Here is a 14013-nt window from a genome sequence, read left to right as displayed (position 1 = left end):
CTCGCTCTACAGCCCGGTCAGTCGCCGGATCAACTTCTCCGCCTCACCGAGGAGTTCGACCTCCCGGCGGCTCATCGTCGGGTTGAGCGCGCGGCGTCGGAGCGCCTCCGCCAGTCCGTCCTCGGTGAGTTCGGACGGGTCGGCGAGGAGGGCCGCGAGGAGGGGGTGGACGTCCGGCATCTCGCCGACGGCGACCTGGGCGAGGATCACCGCGGACATGGCCCAGTCGAGGCCGGGCGGGCCGTCCTCCGCGTTGGTCCAGTCGATGACCCGGGGACCGTCGGGGGCAAGCATCACGTTGTCCGGATGCAGGTCGAGGTGGAGCACGCGGGCGCCGGGGTCGGCCGGGTCCCGCCCGGGCACGGCGTGCAGCCGCCGCAGCAGCGAGGCGAGCAGCGCGCCACCCTCCTCGGGGCCCATCTCCCCCGACAGCAGCACCGCCAGCATGGTCGGCCCCGCCAGCCGCTCCATGACCAGCTCGGTCCGGGACCCGGAGGGCCGCACCCGGGGCGCCGGGTACCCGTGCTCCCGTACGTACGTCATCACCGCGCCCTCGGCCGCCGCGTCCCCCCAGCCCTCGCGGTCCCGGCGCAGCACCCACGCCTCGTCGATCTCGTACACGTCGGCCGAGCGGCCCGAGCCGAGCAGTCTCCCCGTCATGGCATGACCATAACGAACCGGTCCCGCGCACAGCCCCCTCTCAGCTTCTTGTAGACGGCCGGTAAAGTAGCCGGGTCGTCATCACCCGTACGGGGGGAAGCCGGTGCAATTCCGGCGCTGACCCGCAACCGTGAACCGCCGTCGGCGGTGAGCCGGACTGCCCCGCCCGGGACGTTGATCGGCTCAGGTGCGCCGGTGTCCGCCGGCGCACGGCACCGTCGAGGTTCACGGAGCCGAGCCGCCGGGGTGTCCCGTGCCGCCCGGCTCCCCCGCAGGAAGAGGCACCCGCCGACCATGAACGTCCTCCACCGCAGCGCCGCGGTGCTGGCCGCCACCGCCGTCATCGGTGCCGCCACGCCCGCCACGGCCGCACTGGCCGCCGACACCCCGTCCCCGTCCGCCTCCACGGTCCTCCCGTCGGGCCTGTACGGCAGCGCGGACCCCACGTTCGACGGCGTCTGGCGCCAGTCGCTCGCCCTGCTCGCGCAGCGCACGGTCGGGGTGACCCCGGCCGCGAAGGCGGTGGACTGGCTGACCGGGCAGCAGTGCGCGAGCGGCGCATTCGCCGCGTTCCGCGCCGAGCCGACGGCGGCCTGCGACGCCAAGGTGACCGTCGACACCAACAGCACGGCCGCCGCGGTACAGGCGCTGAAGGCCGTCGGCGGGCACGACGCCGCCGCCGGCAAGGCCGTGACCTGGCTGAAGTCGCAGCAGAACAAGGACGGCGGCTGGGGCTACGCCCCTGGCTCGCCCAGCGACACCAACTCCACCGGCGTGGTCGTCGGCGCGCTCGCGGCGGCCGGGGCGAGCGCGGACAAGTCGCCGTACGGCCTCCTCGCCACGTGGTCCGTCCCGTGCGGCCAGGACGGTGGCGGCGGTCTCGCCTACCAGCCGGGCAAGGACGGCAAGCCGACCGCCAACGCGGACGCGACGGCCGCCGGGGTGCTCGGCGCCCTCGGCAAGGGGTTCGCGCCGACGGCCGCGAAGGCCCCGGCGGAGGGCCACGCCTGCGCCGACTCCGGCAAGGCCCTCACCCGGCAGGAGGTCGCCCGCAACGGCGCCGCGTACCTCTCGGACGCCGTGGCCGGGAAGGGCTACCTGGTCTCCGCGCTCGCCGGTGCCAAGCCCCAGCCGGACTACGGCAACACCGCCGACGCGGTCGTCGCCCTGGCCGCGCAGGGCGGGACGCGGACCGCGAAGAAGCCGTACGCCTGGCTGGAGGCGAACTCCGTGCGGTGGGCGCGGCAGAGCGGGCCCGCGGCCTACGCCGAACTGGTCTTCGCCGCCCACGCGATGGGCAAGGACCCGCGGGACTTCGGCGGCACGGACCTGGTGACGGCCCTCAACGCGACCGGGCCCGCCCCCCGGACGGCCGCCACCGGGCACGCCGAGGAGAAGAACGACGCGAAGAAGTCGTCGGGCACCAATGTCTGGTGGATCGTCGGCACGGGTCTCGTCGCCGGGATCGGCATCGGCTTCCTGCTCAGCGGCCGCCGGAAGCAGCAGCTGTGACCGCCGTCCGCCGTGCGGTGCTGCTGCTCGTGGCCGTGGTGGCGCTGTGCGCGGTCGCCGTTCCGGCGCAGGCCGTCGGGTACCGCTACTGGTCCTTCTGGGAGCGGGACGGCTCGCGCTGGACGTACGCCACGCAGGGGCCCTCCACCGCGCGGCCCGCCGACGGCTCCGTCGAGGGTTTCCGGTTCGCGGTGAGCGAGGACTCCGCGGACGCGTCGCAGCCGCGCGGGACGGCGGACTTCGGAAGCATCTGCGGCGGCACGGACGCCGTCGCGGGGAAGAAGCGGGTGGGGCTGGTCGTCGACTTCGGTACGACGGCCGACGCGCCGTCCGGGGAGCGCCCGCCCGCGCGCCGGACCGCGTGCGCGGTGGTGGCCACGGACGCGACGACGGCGGAGGCGCTGGCGGCGGTGGCGAAGCCGTTGCGGTACGACGCGAACGCGTTGTTGTGTGCGATCGCCGGGTATCCCGAGAAGGGGTGCGGGGAGAAGGCGGCGGCGAGTGGTACGTCGGGCGGCGGGCCGTCGGTGGGGCTGCTGGCCGGTGCGGGAGTTGTCGCGGTCCTTGCCGTGGGGGCGTTCTGGCAGGCGCGGCGGCGGAAGAATGCGTGAGCGAGGCAGTCGCTCGGCTGCGGGCGGGTGGGGGCTGGTCCCGCAGTTCCCCGCGCCCCTGGGTAGGAATCCGCGCCGCTCGCCGCAGAGTCACCCACTCAGCCTGCGGGCAGTCGTGCCGCTGGGGCGGCACGGGTGGGCGCAGGCGGCACCCCGCAAGCGCGGGCGAGCGGCCCAACCCCTGCGCCCGGACCGACGAACCCACACCCTCCACCCCGGCGCCTGGTGGCTCTGGTCGCTCTCGCTCGGGGTCGCCGCGTCCCGTACCGCCAACCCCCTCCTGCTCGCCCTTCTCATCAGCGTGACCGGTTACGTCGTGGCCGTCTGCCGGAGCCGGTCCGCGCCGTGGGCCGGCTCCTACGCGGGTTTCGCCAAGCTGGCCCTCGCCGTCCTTCTCGTGCGCCTCGCGTTCACCGTCGTCCTCGGCTCGCCGATCCCCGGTTCGCACACCCTCGTCACCCTTCCCGAAGTCCCGCTCCCGCACTGGGCGCAGGGCATCCGGCTCGGCGGGCGGGTCACCGCCGAGGGGGTGGTCTTCTCGCTGTACGACGGGCTGCGGATCGCCACACTGCTGATCTGCGTCGGGGCGGCGAACGCGCTCGCGAGTCCGGCGCGGCTGCTGAAGTCGCTGCCGGGGGCCCTGTACGAGCTGGGGGTGGCGGTGGTCGTCGCGCTGACGTTCGCGCCGAACCTGATCGCCGACGGCCGGCGGTTGCGGGCGGCGCGCAGGCTGCGGGGCCGTCCCGACTCCGGGGTCCGCGGGCTGCTGCAGGTCGGACTCCCGGTGCTGGAGGGCGCGTTGGAGCGGTCGGTCGCCCTCGCCGCCGCGATGGACGCGCGGGGTTACGGCAGGAGCGCGGACGTCCCCGCCGGGGTGCGGCGTACGACGGCCGCGCTCACTCTCGGGGGTCTGCTGGGCGTCTGCGCGGGGACGTACGGGCTGCTGGCGGCCGACGGCGGCGGCTACGGGGTGCCCGTGCTGCTCGCCGGGGTGGTCGCCGCGCTGGCGGGGCTGCGGCTCGGCGGCCGGCGTTCGCTGCGGACGCGGTACCGGCCGGATCCGTGGGACGCGCGGGCCTGGCTGGTGTCGGGGGCGGGGGCGGCCGTCGCCGCGCTGATCGCCGTGGCCGCCGTACGCGATCCGGACGCGCTGCGTCCCGGGGTCGTACCGCTGGTCGCCCCCACGCTTCCGCTGTGGCCGGCGGCCGCCGTGCTGCTGGGTCTGCTGCCCGCGTTCGTCGTGCCGAAGGAGCCGTCGTGATCCGTTTCGAGGATGTCTCGGTGACGTACGAGGGCGCGGCCGGGCCGGCCGTCCGGGGCGTCGACCTCGACGTTCCGGAAGGCGAACTCGTGCTGCTGGTGGGGCCGTCGGGCACCGGGAAGTCGACGGTGCTGGGCGCCGTGAGCGGGCTGGTGCCGCACTTCACCGGGGGCACCCTGCGCGGCCGGGTGACGGTCGCGGGGCGCGACACCCGTACCCACAAGCCGCGCGAACTCGCCGATGTGGTCGGCACGGTGGGGCAGGATCCGCTCGCGCACTTCGTGACCGACACGGTGGAGGAGGAACTCGCCTACGGGATGGAGTCGTTGGGGATCGCCCCGGCCGTGATGCGGCGGCGGGTGGAGGAGACCCTCGATCTGCTCGGGCTGGCCGAGCTGCGGGGCCGGTCGATCGCCACGCTCTCGGGCGGGCAGCGGCAGCGGGTCGCGATCGGTTCGGTGCTCACCCCGCACCCCCGGGTCCTGGTCCTCGACGAACCGACCTCCGCGCTCGACCCGGCCGCCGCCGAGGAGGTGCTGGCCGTCCTCCAGCGGCTGGTGCACGACCTGGGGACCACGGTCTTCATGGCCGAGCACCGGCTGGAGCGGGTGGTGCAGTACGCCGACCGGATCGTGCTGCTCCCGGAGCCCGGGGCGGCGCCGGTGTGCGGGACGCCCGCCGAGGTGATGGCCGTCTCGCCGGTATGCCCACCGGTGGTGGAGCTGGGGCGGCTGGCGGGGTGGTCGCCGCTGCCGATGACCGTGCGGGACGCCCGGCGGCAGGCGGGCGGGCTGCGCGAGCGCCTCGCCGGGCGCACACCGACACGGGCAGCGGCTTCGGTGTCGGTATCGGTATCGGTATCGGTATCGGTATCGGCAGCGACATCGGCGCCGCAGCCCCGGGCGTCCCGCGCCGACGCCCTCGCCGAGGTCCGCTCGCTCGCCGTCCGCCGGGACCGGGTGGATGCTCTGCGGCACGTCGATCTCTCGGTCGCCCCCGGCGAGACCGTGGCCCTCATGGGCCGCAACGGCGCCGGGAAGTCGACCCTTCTGAACGCCCTGGTCGGCCTTGTCGCACCGGGCTCCGGCACGGTCCGGGTGGGTGGCGCGGTGCCGCATCGCACACGCCCGCGCGACCTCGTACGCCTGGTCGGGCTGGTCCCGCAGGAGCCCCGGGACCTGCTGTACGCCGACACGGTGGGCGCCGAGTGCGCGGCCGCCGACCGGGACGCGGGGGCGGCGCCCGGGACCTGCCGGGGCCTGGTGTCCGGCCTGCTTCCCGGGGTCGCGGACGGCACCCACCCCCGTGACCTGTCCGAGGGGCAGCGGCTGGCGCTCGCGCTGGCCGTCGTCCTGACCGCCCGGCCGCCGCTGCTCCTGCTCGACGAGCCGACCCGGGGCCTGGACTACGCGGCGAAGGCCCGGCTGGTGGACGTGGTGCGCGGGCTCGCGGCGGACGGGCACGCCATCGTGCTGGCCACGCACGACGTGGAGCTGGCCGCCGAGCTCGCGCACCGGGTGGTGCTGCTCGCGGACGGGGAGGTGATCGCGGACGGGCCGACGGACGAGATCGTCGTCTCCTCGCCGTCCTTCGCCCCGCAGGTGACGAAGATCCTGGCGCCGCAGCGGTGGCTCACGGCGGCCCAGGTGAGGGAGGCGCTGGCATGACGGACGCGGTGCGGCTCGGTCCCCGCTCGCTCGCGGCGCTGCTCCTGGTCAGCGCGGTCGGTGTGGTCGCGATCGGCTGGCCCTTCCTCGCCCCGCCCTCCTCCCGGATCGCCTCGCACGCCCAGGACGCGCCGTGGCTCTTCGCGGGTCTGCTGGTGCTGCTGGTCGCCGTGCTCGGGGCGACGATCTCCGAGTCGGGGCTCGGCCCGAAGGCGGTGGCCATGCTCGGCGTGCTGGCCGCGACCGGGGCGGCGCTGCGGCCGATCGGCGCGGGCACCGCCGGGATCGAGCCGATGTTCTTCCTGATGGTGCTGAGCGGGCGGGTGCTCGGGCCGGGCTTCGGGTTCACCCTCGGCTCGCTCACGATGTTCGCGTCCGCGCTGCTCACGGGCGGGGTGGGGCCCTGGCTGCCGTTCCAGATGCTGGCGATGGGCTGGTTCACGATGGGGGCCGGGCTGCTGCCGGGCGCCGGACGGCTGCGCGGACGGGCGGAGCTGGCGCTGCTGGCGGTCTACGGCTTCGTGGCCGCCTTCGCGTACGGCATGACCGTGGACCTGGCGGGCTGGCCGCTGCTGAGCGGTACCGCCTCGAACATCGCCTTCGACCCGGACGCCGGGCCCGCCGCCAACCTGGCCCGGTTCCTCGCCTACAGCCTGGCCACCGCCATGGGCTGGAACCTGGGCCGGGCCCTGTGCACGGTCGTCCTCACCCTGGTGCTCGGTCCGGCGCTGCTGCGGGCGCTGCGGCGGGCGACCCGCAGGGCCGCTTTCGAGACCGCGGTCACATTCGACGGCCCCGGGGCGTGAGGCGTCGTACGCGCGCGGTGACGCGACCGGTGAAGCACCCCACATGACGCAGGTCACCTACGATCCGGAGTAGTGGTCAGACTTTTCCCATATGTCCGATTCGCCAGGCCTCCTGACCTGCACATTGAGAGCCACGCCACACAACGGACCATCGGCGCCTATACGACCACAACTAGTAAAAGGGGTGATTGCGGGCAGGGTTCCGGCCTGCTTGTCTGGATGACGTCGCCAGGCGCCACGAGCCCACAGCGGGCCGCGGCGCCGACGCATACGGACACCCGTCCCACGGGATTCCGGAGCACGGCGACTTCCTGTCCCCGACGAACGAGGTTCTCCGTGTCCGTGTCCATCATCCGCCGCATCGCCTCCCCGAAGAAGGTCCTCACCGCCGCCGCCGTGGCCGCCGCCACCGCCGGTATGGCACTGAGTGCGGCGCCCGCCCAGGCCGCCACCACCTCGGCCTCCTCCGCCCAGGCGATCGCGCACAAGATGATTCCGGACGCCGCGCAGTTCAACGCGTTCAGCAAGATCGTCTCGCACGAGAGCGGCTGGAACCCCTCCGCGACCAACTCGTCCTCCGGCGCCTACGGCCTGGTCCAGGCCCTGCCCGGCTCGAAGATGGCGTCCGCCGGCTCCGACTGGAAGACCAACCCGGCCACCCAGATCAAGTGGGGTCTGGACTACATGAACTCCCGCTACGGCAGCCCCACGGCCGCCTGGAGCTTCTGGCAGGCCAACGGCTGGTACTGAGCCGCCCGACCAGCCCCCCTGCGCTTCCGGCACCCTCGCCCGTTTCCTCTGGGCGAGGGTGCCGACGTATGCCCGGACGGGCCGGCGGCGCCGGGAGCCGTCGGCCCGGGTTCGGAGGGGACTACGGCCGTTCCGTGGTGACCTGGAGGTGCTTCACCCCGTTGATCCACGCCGAGCGGAGCCGGTCCGGGTCGCTGACCAGCCGCAGGTCCGGCATCGCGTCGGCGATGGCGTTGAAGATCAGGTCGATCTCCAGGACGGCCAGGGACTTGCCGAGGCAGTAGTGCGGGCCGCCGCCGCCGAAGCCGAGGTGGGGGTTGGGGTCGCGGGTGATGTCGAAGGTGTCGGGGTCGGTGAAGACCTCGGGGTCGTGGTTGGCGGAGGCGTAGAAGACGCCGACCCGGTCGCCCTTGCGGATCAGCTTGCCGCCCAGTTCGGTGTCCTGGGTGGCGGTGCGCTGGAACGAGTTGACCGGGGTGGCCCAGCGGACGATCTCCTCGGCGGCGGTCGCCGGGCGCTCGCGCTTGTAGAGGTCCCAGGCATCCGGGTGGGTCAGGAACGCGTGCATGCCGTGGGTGATGGCGTTGCGGGTGGTCTCGTTGCCGGCCACCGCGAGCATCAGCACGAAGAAGCCGAACTCGTCGGAGTTCAGGTTGCCCTCGTCCTCGGCCGCCACCAGCGTGGAGACGATGTCCTTGGCCGGGCACTGCTTGCGGTCGGCGGCCATGTTCATCGCGTACGCGATCAGTTCGGTGGCGGACTCGGCGCCCACCTCCTCGGTGATCGCGTACTCCGGGTCGTCGTACGAGATCATCTTGTTGGACCACTCGAAGATCTTGGCCCGGTCGTCCTGCGGGATGCCGATCAGCTCGGCGATCGCCTGGAGGGGGAGCTCGCAGGCGACCTCGGTGACGAAGTCGAAGGGTCCGGAGTGGGCGCGGGCCGCCTCGACGATCGCCCCGGCCCTGCTGCGCAGCCGTTCCTCCAGGGCGCGGATGGAGCGCGGGGTGAAGCCGCGCTGGATGATCTGGCGGACCCGGGTGTGCTCGGGCGGGTCCATGTTGAGCAGGATCAGCCGCTGGGCGTCGATCGCGTCCCGCTGCATGTGCTCGCCGAAGCGGATGATCGCCGTGTTGAGCCAGGACGAGAAGATCTCGGGGTGCGTGGAGACGTACTTGACGTCCGCGTGCCGGGTGACGGCCCAGTAGCCGTCGTCCGCGAACCCGGCGAGGCCGTGCGGCTGTTCGATCCAGCGGACCGGTTCCGCCTGGCGCAGTTCGGCGAACTCCGGGAGCGGCACCCGGTGGTGGAGCAGATCGGGGTCGGTGAGGTCGAACCCGTCGGGCAGCGCGGGACAGGGCATTGGCGACTCACTCCCACCGTGTACGGGCCTGGGCATGCGTTCTGGACTTCGGTTCTGACGACCCATCAGAAAGGTCGGCTGCCGCGAAGGTAATAACGGGTTCTACAAGTCGCAAGGGGCACGGGCGCTCCAATTGCATGCAACCCCCTTGCGGTTGTGGACAGGCTGTCAGCAGACTGCACACAGAACTAGTACGCGTTCTAGTTCTGCGTGGCGGGCCGGGCCGGGACGCCCCTGCGCCGCGCGGGTGACCGAGGAGAGGACCGAGCCCCCATGGCCGCGGAACCCGTGATCGTCGAAGCCGTACGCACCCCCATCGGCAAGCGCGGTGGCGCGCTCGCCAACCTCCATCCCGCCTATCTCCTGGGCGAGACCTACCGAGAACTCCTCGGCCGCACCGGCATCCCCGCCGACTGCGTCGAGCAGATCGTCGGCGGCACGGTGACCCACGCCGGCGAGCAGTCCATGAACCCCGCGCGCACGGCCTGGCTGGCCATGGGGCTGCCGTACGAGACGGCGGCGACGACCGTCGACTGCCAGTGCGGCTCCTCCCAGCAGGCCTCGCACATGACCGCCAACATGATCGCCGCCGGGGTCATCGACGTCGGGATCAGCTGCGGGGTCGAGGCGATGTCCCGCGTACCGCTGGGCTCCGGCTCCAAGCACGGGCCGGGCAAGCCCTTCCCCGACGAGTGGAACGTCGACCTGCCCAACCAGTTCGAGGCCGCCGAGCGCATCGCCCGCAACCGGGGCCTGACCCGCGCGGACGTCGACGCGCTCGGGCTGCTCTCGCAGGAACGGGCGGCGCACGCCTGGGCCGAGGAACGCTTCAAGCGGGAGACCTTCGCCGTCCAGGTGCCGACGACGGAGGAGGAGCAGCACGCGGGGCAGGGCATGTGGCGCCTGGTCGACCGGGACGAGGGGCTGCGGGACACGTCGGCCGAGGCGCTGGCGGGCCTCAAGCCGGTCATGCCCACCGCCGTCCACACGGCCGGCAACTCCTCCCAGATCTCCGACGGCGCCGCCGCGATCATGTGGGCGTCGAAGCGGATGGCCCGTGCCCTGAAACTCCGCCCCCGGGCCCGGATCGTCGCCCAGGCCCTGGTCGGCGCCGACCCGCACTTCCACCTCGACGGCCCGATCGACGCGACCCGCGCGGTGCTCGGCAAGGCCGGCATGTCCCTCAAGGACATCGACCTGGTCGAGATCAACGAGGCCTTCGCGTCCGTGGTCCTGAGCTGGGCCCAGGTCTTCGAGCAGAACCTCGACAAGGTCAACGTCAACGGCGGCGCCATCGCCCTCGGCCACCCCGTCGGCTCCACCGGCGCCCGCCTCATCACCACCGCCCTCCACGAACTGGAGCGCACGGACAAGGAGTTCGCCCTGGTCACCATGTGCGCGGGCGGCGGCCTGGCGACCGGCACGATCATCCAGCGGCTGTAGGCGAGTTGCGCCGGTCACGATTCCATATCGGTGACCGGCGCTCCACTTGAGCGGTATGCCCGCCTCGCGGACCGGAAGCCCATGGTCCCCTCACAGGCTGCGGTCGACGGCAAGCGATTTTGCCCAATCTGTACGACAACCCGGTACGGACCTGGGATTCGAGTCGCCGGCGAGTCCCGTTCACCGTCACCCAATGTTCATGATCGCCGGATTCTCTGTCGCGCTCATAGATATATCCATGCGACCGAGGGCGGACATGAGACAGACGGGAAAGACAGGAAAGACGGGACAGAGACGCGTACCGAGACCGTCGGCGCTGCGCGCGGGAGTCGGGACCGTGGCGATGACACTCGTCGCCACCTCGCTCCTGAGCGCGGGCGCGACCGTCTCGGCCTCGCCCCAGGACACGGAGCCCCAGGACACGGAGGCAGTGGCAGCACGGCCGGCGACCGCCGCGACCGAGGCCGCGGCACGGCTGCAGGCGGTCCTCCAGGGCCGGCGGATCCAGGTGCTGGCCGACCGCACCGAGGACACCTCGACCTACGCCAACCCCGACGGCACCCTGACTACGGAGTCCTACGCCGGGCCGATCCGGGTCCGCCAGGACGACGGGTCCTGGAAGGGCATCGACACCGACCTGGTGGACACCGGGACCACGCTGGAGCCGGAGACCGCACCGGCCGAGGTCGAGGTCTCCGACGGCGGCGACAAGGACCTCGTCTCGGTGGGCGACGGCGCCGGAACCTCGTTCGGCATGGACTGGCAGAGCACCCTGCCCGCGCCGGACGTCGACGGTGACACGGCCGCCTACGACCTGGGCCACGGCGTCACGCTCACCGTCCAGGCGCTCGCCCAGGGGTTCGAGCAGTCGATCCTGCTGGACAAGGCGCCCGACGCGGTGACGTCGTACCGCATCCCGCTGGACCTCAAGGGCCTGACGCTCACTCAGGACGCGGGTTCGGGGCACCTGTTGCTGCACGACACCGGCGGCACCGTGGTCGCCGAGGCCTCCGCGCCGCACATGTGGGACTCCTCCACCGACCCGGCATCCGGGGAGTCCGCGCACCAGGAGGAGATCACCACCTCCGTGGAGACGGAGGCGGACGGCGGCACCGTCCTCGTCCTCACCCCGGACCAGGAGTTCCTGTCCGACCCCGAGCTGACCTACCCGGTCACCCTGGACCCCATCGCCTCGCTGGCGGTGACCACCGACACCTGGCTCGCCACCAACTACACGGACTCCCAGCGCTCTTCCACGGAGCTCAAAGCGGGCACGTACAACAGCGGCAGCACGGTGGCCCGGTCGTATCTCAAGTTCGACGTCTCGCAGTTCGCCGGCAAGGAGATCAAGACGGCGTACCTGTCGATGCACAGCTACTACTCGTCCACCTGCTCGACGAGCGGGGCCGGGGTGCAGGTCCGGCGGATCACCGGCTCCTGGGACTCCTCCACGGTGACCTGGGACACCAAGCCGGCGTCGACCGCGACCGGCGCCAAGACCAGCACCGAGGCGTTCGGCTACTCCAGTGACTGCCCGGCCGCCCGGCAGACCTGGCAGATCGGCGGCATCGTGCAGGCCTGGGTCGAGGACGGCGAGCCCAACTACGGCGTGGAGGTGCGCGGCAAGAGCGAGACCGACTCCACGACCTGGCGCCGCTACCGCTCCGCGAACTACTCGGACACCAGCAAGGCACCCAAGCTGTCCGTCACCTACAACACGGTCCCGGCCACCCCGACCCTCGTCGCACCGGCCACGGGCTCCTACACCGCGGACACCACACCCGAACTGAGCGCCAGGGCGACGGACGGCGACAGCCAGTCCGTACGGGTCACCTTCCAGGTGTACGACGCGGCCGGCACCACCCAGGTCACCTCCGGCACCACGGCCTACAAGGCGTCCGGCTCCACCTTCACCTGGTCCCCGGCCGCACTCGCGGCGGGCACCTACAAGTGGCGGGCCCTCTCCTACGACGGCAGCGACTCCTCCGCCGTCAGCGGCTGGCGCACCCTCACCGTGGACACCAGCACACCGGCCGCACCCACCGTCTCCTCCACCGCCTATCCGGGCGACGGCGGCTGGCACGGTGACGCGGGCACGTCCGGCGACTTCACCTTCACCACGACGGCCACCACCGCGCCGACGGTGGAGTACGCCCTCGACGGCGGCACCGCCGTCACCGCCGCCCTCTCCTCCGGCCGGAAGACGGTCTCGCTGACGCCCTCGGACCGAGGGGTGCACACGCTGACGGCCCGGGTCCAGAACGCGGCCGGCACCTGGTCGGAGACCGCCGAGTACACCTTCTACGTCGGGCAGTTGAGCGGCACGGCAACCGCGGACTTCGCCGCCGAGGTCGCCGAGACGCACTTCTCGGACGTGCTCCACGCGGCGGCCGTCGCCGAGGCCGAGGAGGCCGACGAGGACGTCACCCTCGACGACGTCACCGAGGTCGACGAGGACACGGCGCCCGCCGACTTCACCGAGGAGGAACTCGCCGAGGTGACCGAGGACGAGGACTCGGCCGCCGCGAGCCCCACCCTGGCGCTGCCCGACGACGCCACCGGATCGGTGACCGCGACGGACGCGACCGGCACCGCCGCCGCCTCGATCGCCCTGCCGGACGCCGCGGGCTCGGCGGCCTCCCTGTACGGCACCAGCCTCGTCGTCTACCCGAACACCCAGACCGACTCGGACACGCTCGCCGTACGCACCGACGAGAACAGCGTGGAGACCTTCCACCTGCTGCGCTCCGCGGCGGCCCCGGCGTCGTACAGCTACACCGTGGCGCTCGCCACCGGGCAGACCATCTCCGGGACCGACGGCGGCAGCCTCGTCGTCCAGAGCGCGGACTCCGACGTCGCCGTCATGATCGACGCCCCGGCCGCCCGGGACGCCGACGGTGACGAGATCCCCGTGACCCTCACGGCGGACGGCAACGTCGTGACCGTGGCCCTCGCGCCGCAGGCCGGTACCGACGTGACCTATCCGGTGCTCCTCGACCCCGACTTCTACGGGGCGGACCTCAACAACACCGAGTACAAGTGGTGCACGAAGGACAGCGGCCACAAGTCGGCGTGCATCGCGGCGTACGGCTACCACGGCCAGCATGCCCTCAACAAGACCAGGGAGTACGCCAAGGACGGTTACTGGAAGGAGAGTTCCGTCTACCTCGGAACGGGTGACGCCTTCCGGCACTGCTACTGGAACGCCCGCATGGTCCTCAGCAACGCGGTGGGCAGCGACTACGCCTACGCGATCGCCACCAACCACGAGGCGACGTCCAAGGGGAACGACAAGGAGATGGACTTGCGCAACAACAAGATCGGCCGGATCGTCGGCCGGTCCTACAAGGGCGCCGACAAGCCCTACACCAAGGTCCGCCTGAAGTGCCGCAACAAGGCGACGGGCGGCGCCCTCTGGGTCATCAAGAACGGTTCGCTCGTGCAGGGGACCAGCGGATGAGCCTCGTACACCGCCGCTTCGCGGCCGCGGTGGCCCTGTTGGAGTGCCTGGTGCTGGGCGCGGTCACCTGGTTCATCAGCGGATTCGCCACCGCTGTCTGCGACTTCGACCAGGCGGACGGCCGCAACCTCGACCAGGACTGCGGATCCGCGGGGCCCGGCATGCTGTTCTACGGCGTGGTGCTGGCGTCGCTGCTCGTGCTGGTCTGGAACTCCGCCGTGCTCGCCTTCGACCGCGTGGCCGGGCGGTTCCCGGGCCGGCTCGTCGCGGCCGGCCTGGCCGCCGCGGCACTGCTCCAGGCGGCCGCGGCGCTCTATGCGGTGATGAGCCTGGTGCGGGACGCGGCCGGCGGTCTGCCGCTGTACCTGATCGCCGAATGCGCCGCGCTCGCCGGGGCGGGGTACGTCCTCGCCGTCACCGGCCGGGAGGCCATGCGGCGGCTGTGACGGCCGGGTGAGCGGCGCCGGCCCCGCCTCCCAC

At 72.6% G+C, this 14013-nt stretch carries 11 protein-coding genes and 1 riboswitch; of the genes, 9 read left to right on the top strand and 2 right to left on the bottom strand.

Features of this window, described 5'->3' with window-relative positions:
* Positions 1-6: 6 nt before the first annotated feature.
* A complete protein-coding gene (locus tag ACGFZS_RS02460) occupies positions 7-660 on the bottom strand; it encodes a phosphotransferase family protein (RefSeq protein WP_393793552.1) in 654 nt (217 codons plus the stop codon).
* Positions 661-715: 55 nt separating this feature from the next.
* A riboswitch (cobalamin riboswitch) is annotated at positions 716-845 on the top strand.
* Between the two features lie 109 nt (positions 846-954).
* On the opposite strand from ACGFZS_RS02460, the gene ACGFZS_RS02455 reads away from it, so the two are divergent.
* The 6 genes from ACGFZS_RS02455 to ACGFZS_RS02430 all read left to right on the top strand — a co-directional run bounded on the left by ACGFZS_RS02455 (position 955) and on the right by ACGFZS_RS02430 (position 7267).
* Positions 955-2172: a prenyltransferase/squalene oxidase repeat-containing protein gene (locus tag ACGFZS_RS02455; protein WP_393793551.1), complete on the top strand. Its 1218-nt coding sequence runs from the start codon at positions 955-957 to the stop codon at positions 2170-2172.
* Positions 2169-2783: an SCO2322 family protein gene (locus ACGFZS_RS02450; RefSeq protein WP_393793550.1), complete on the top strand. Its 615-nt coding sequence runs from the start codon at positions 2169-2171 to the stop codon at positions 2781-2783. Before ACGFZS_RS02455 ends, ACGFZS_RS02450 begins: the two co-directional genes overlap by 4 nt.
* A 115-nt stretch (positions 2784-2898) precedes the next feature.
* The gene (locus ACGFZS_RS02445) at positions 2899-4044 is read left to right on the top strand and encodes a CbiQ family ECF transporter T component (protein ID WP_393793549.1); all 1146 of its coding nucleotides are present in this window, start codon (positions 2899-2901) and stop codon (positions 4042-4044) included.
* Positions 4041-5711, top strand: a complete 1671-nt coding sequence (locus ACGFZS_RS02440) for an ABC transporter ATP-binding protein (protein ID WP_393793548.1) — start codon at positions 4041-4043, stop codon at positions 5709-5711. Before ACGFZS_RS02445 ends, ACGFZS_RS02440 begins: the two co-directional genes overlap by 4 nt.
* Positions 5708-6517, top strand: coding sequence for an ECF transporter S component (locus tag ACGFZS_RS02435; protein WP_393793547.1), 810 nt, complete (start codon positions 5708-5710; stop codon positions 6515-6517). The genes ACGFZS_RS02440 and ACGFZS_RS02435 overlap by 4 nt, the downstream gene beginning before the upstream one ends.
* A gap of 336 nt (positions 6518-6853) precedes the next feature.
* The gene (locus ACGFZS_RS02430; protein WP_355712995.1) at positions 6854-7267 is read left to right on the top strand and encodes a transglycosylase SLT domain-containing protein; all 414 of its coding nucleotides are present in this window, start codon (positions 6854-6856) and stop codon (positions 7265-7267) included.
* 121 nt (positions 7268-7388) lie between these two features.
* On the opposite strand, the gene ACGFZS_RS02425 is transcribed toward ACGFZS_RS02430, so the two are convergent.
* Positions 7389-8630: a cytochrome P450 gene (locus ACGFZS_RS02425; protein WP_365690350.1), complete on the bottom strand. Its 1242-nt coding sequence runs from the start codon at positions 8628-8630 to the stop codon at positions 7389-7391.
* Positions 8631-8903: 273 nt separating this feature from the next.
* Between ACGFZS_RS02425 and ACGFZS_RS02420 the strand changes: the two genes are divergently transcribed.
* The 3 genes from ACGFZS_RS02420 to ACGFZS_RS02410 all read left to right on the top strand — a co-directional run bounded on the left by ACGFZS_RS02420 (position 8904) and on the right by ACGFZS_RS02410 (position 13979).
* Complete coding sequence (locus ACGFZS_RS02420) at positions 8904-10073, top strand: steroid 3-ketoacyl-CoA thiolase (RefSeq protein WP_393793546.1); 1170 nt, start codon at positions 8904-8906, stop codon at positions 10071-10073.
* Between the two features lie 343 nt (positions 10074-10416).
* Positions 10417-13533 carry a DNRLRE domain-containing protein gene (locus ACGFZS_RS02415; protein ID WP_393794106.1) on the top strand — a complete coding sequence of 1039 codons (3117 nt, stop codon included), beginning with the start codon at positions 10417-10419 and terminating at the stop codon, positions 13531-13533.
* Entirely contained in the window at positions 13530-13979 is a 450-nt protein-coding gene (locus ACGFZS_RS02410) for a hypothetical protein (protein WP_393793545.1), read from the top strand. Before ACGFZS_RS02415 ends, ACGFZS_RS02410 begins: the two co-directional genes overlap by 4 nt.
* The last annotated feature ends 34 nt before the right edge of the window (positions 13980-14013 follow it).

The sequence above is a fragment of the Streptomyces sp. NPDC048288 genome, assembly GCF_043201555.1.
GTDB lineage: Bacteria > Actinomycetota > Actinomycetes > Streptomycetales > Streptomycetaceae > Streptomyces.
Note: the sequence above shows the minus strand (reverse complement) of the source record. Positions and strands in the feature narration are given on the sequence as shown.

What these genes read in the sequence shown, in the direction of transcription:
- ACGFZS_RS02460 (WP_393793552.1), bottom strand. Translation starts at nt 660, where the DNA reads ATGACGGGGAGACTGCTCGGCTCGGGCCGCTCGGCCGACGTGTACGAG.
- ACGFZS_RS02455 (WP_393793551.1), top strand. Translation starts at nt 955, where the DNA reads ATGAACGTCCTCCACCGCAGCGCCGCGGTGCTGGCCGCCACCGCCGTC.
- ACGFZS_RS02435 (WP_393793547.1), top strand. Translation starts at nt 5,708, where the DNA reads ATGACGGACGCGGTGCGGCTCGGTCCCCGCTCGCTCGCGGCGCTGCTC.
- ACGFZS_RS02425 (WP_365690350.1), bottom strand. Translation starts at nt 8,630, where the DNA reads ATGCCCTGTCCCGCGCTGCCCGACGGGTTCGACCTCACCGACCCCGAT.
- ACGFZS_RS02420 (WP_393793546.1), top strand. Translation starts at nt 8,904, where the DNA reads ATGGCCGCGGAACCCGTGATCGTCGAAGCCGTACGCACCCCCATCGGC.
- ACGFZS_RS02415 (WP_393794106.1), top strand. Translation starts at nt 10,417, where the DNA reads ATGACACTCGTCGCCACCTCGCTCCTGAGCGCGGGCGCGACCGTCTCG.
- ACGFZS_RS02410 (WP_393793545.1), top strand. Translation starts at nt 13,530, where the DNA reads ATGAGCCTCGTACACCGCCGCTTCGCGGCCGCGGTGGCCCTGTTGGAG.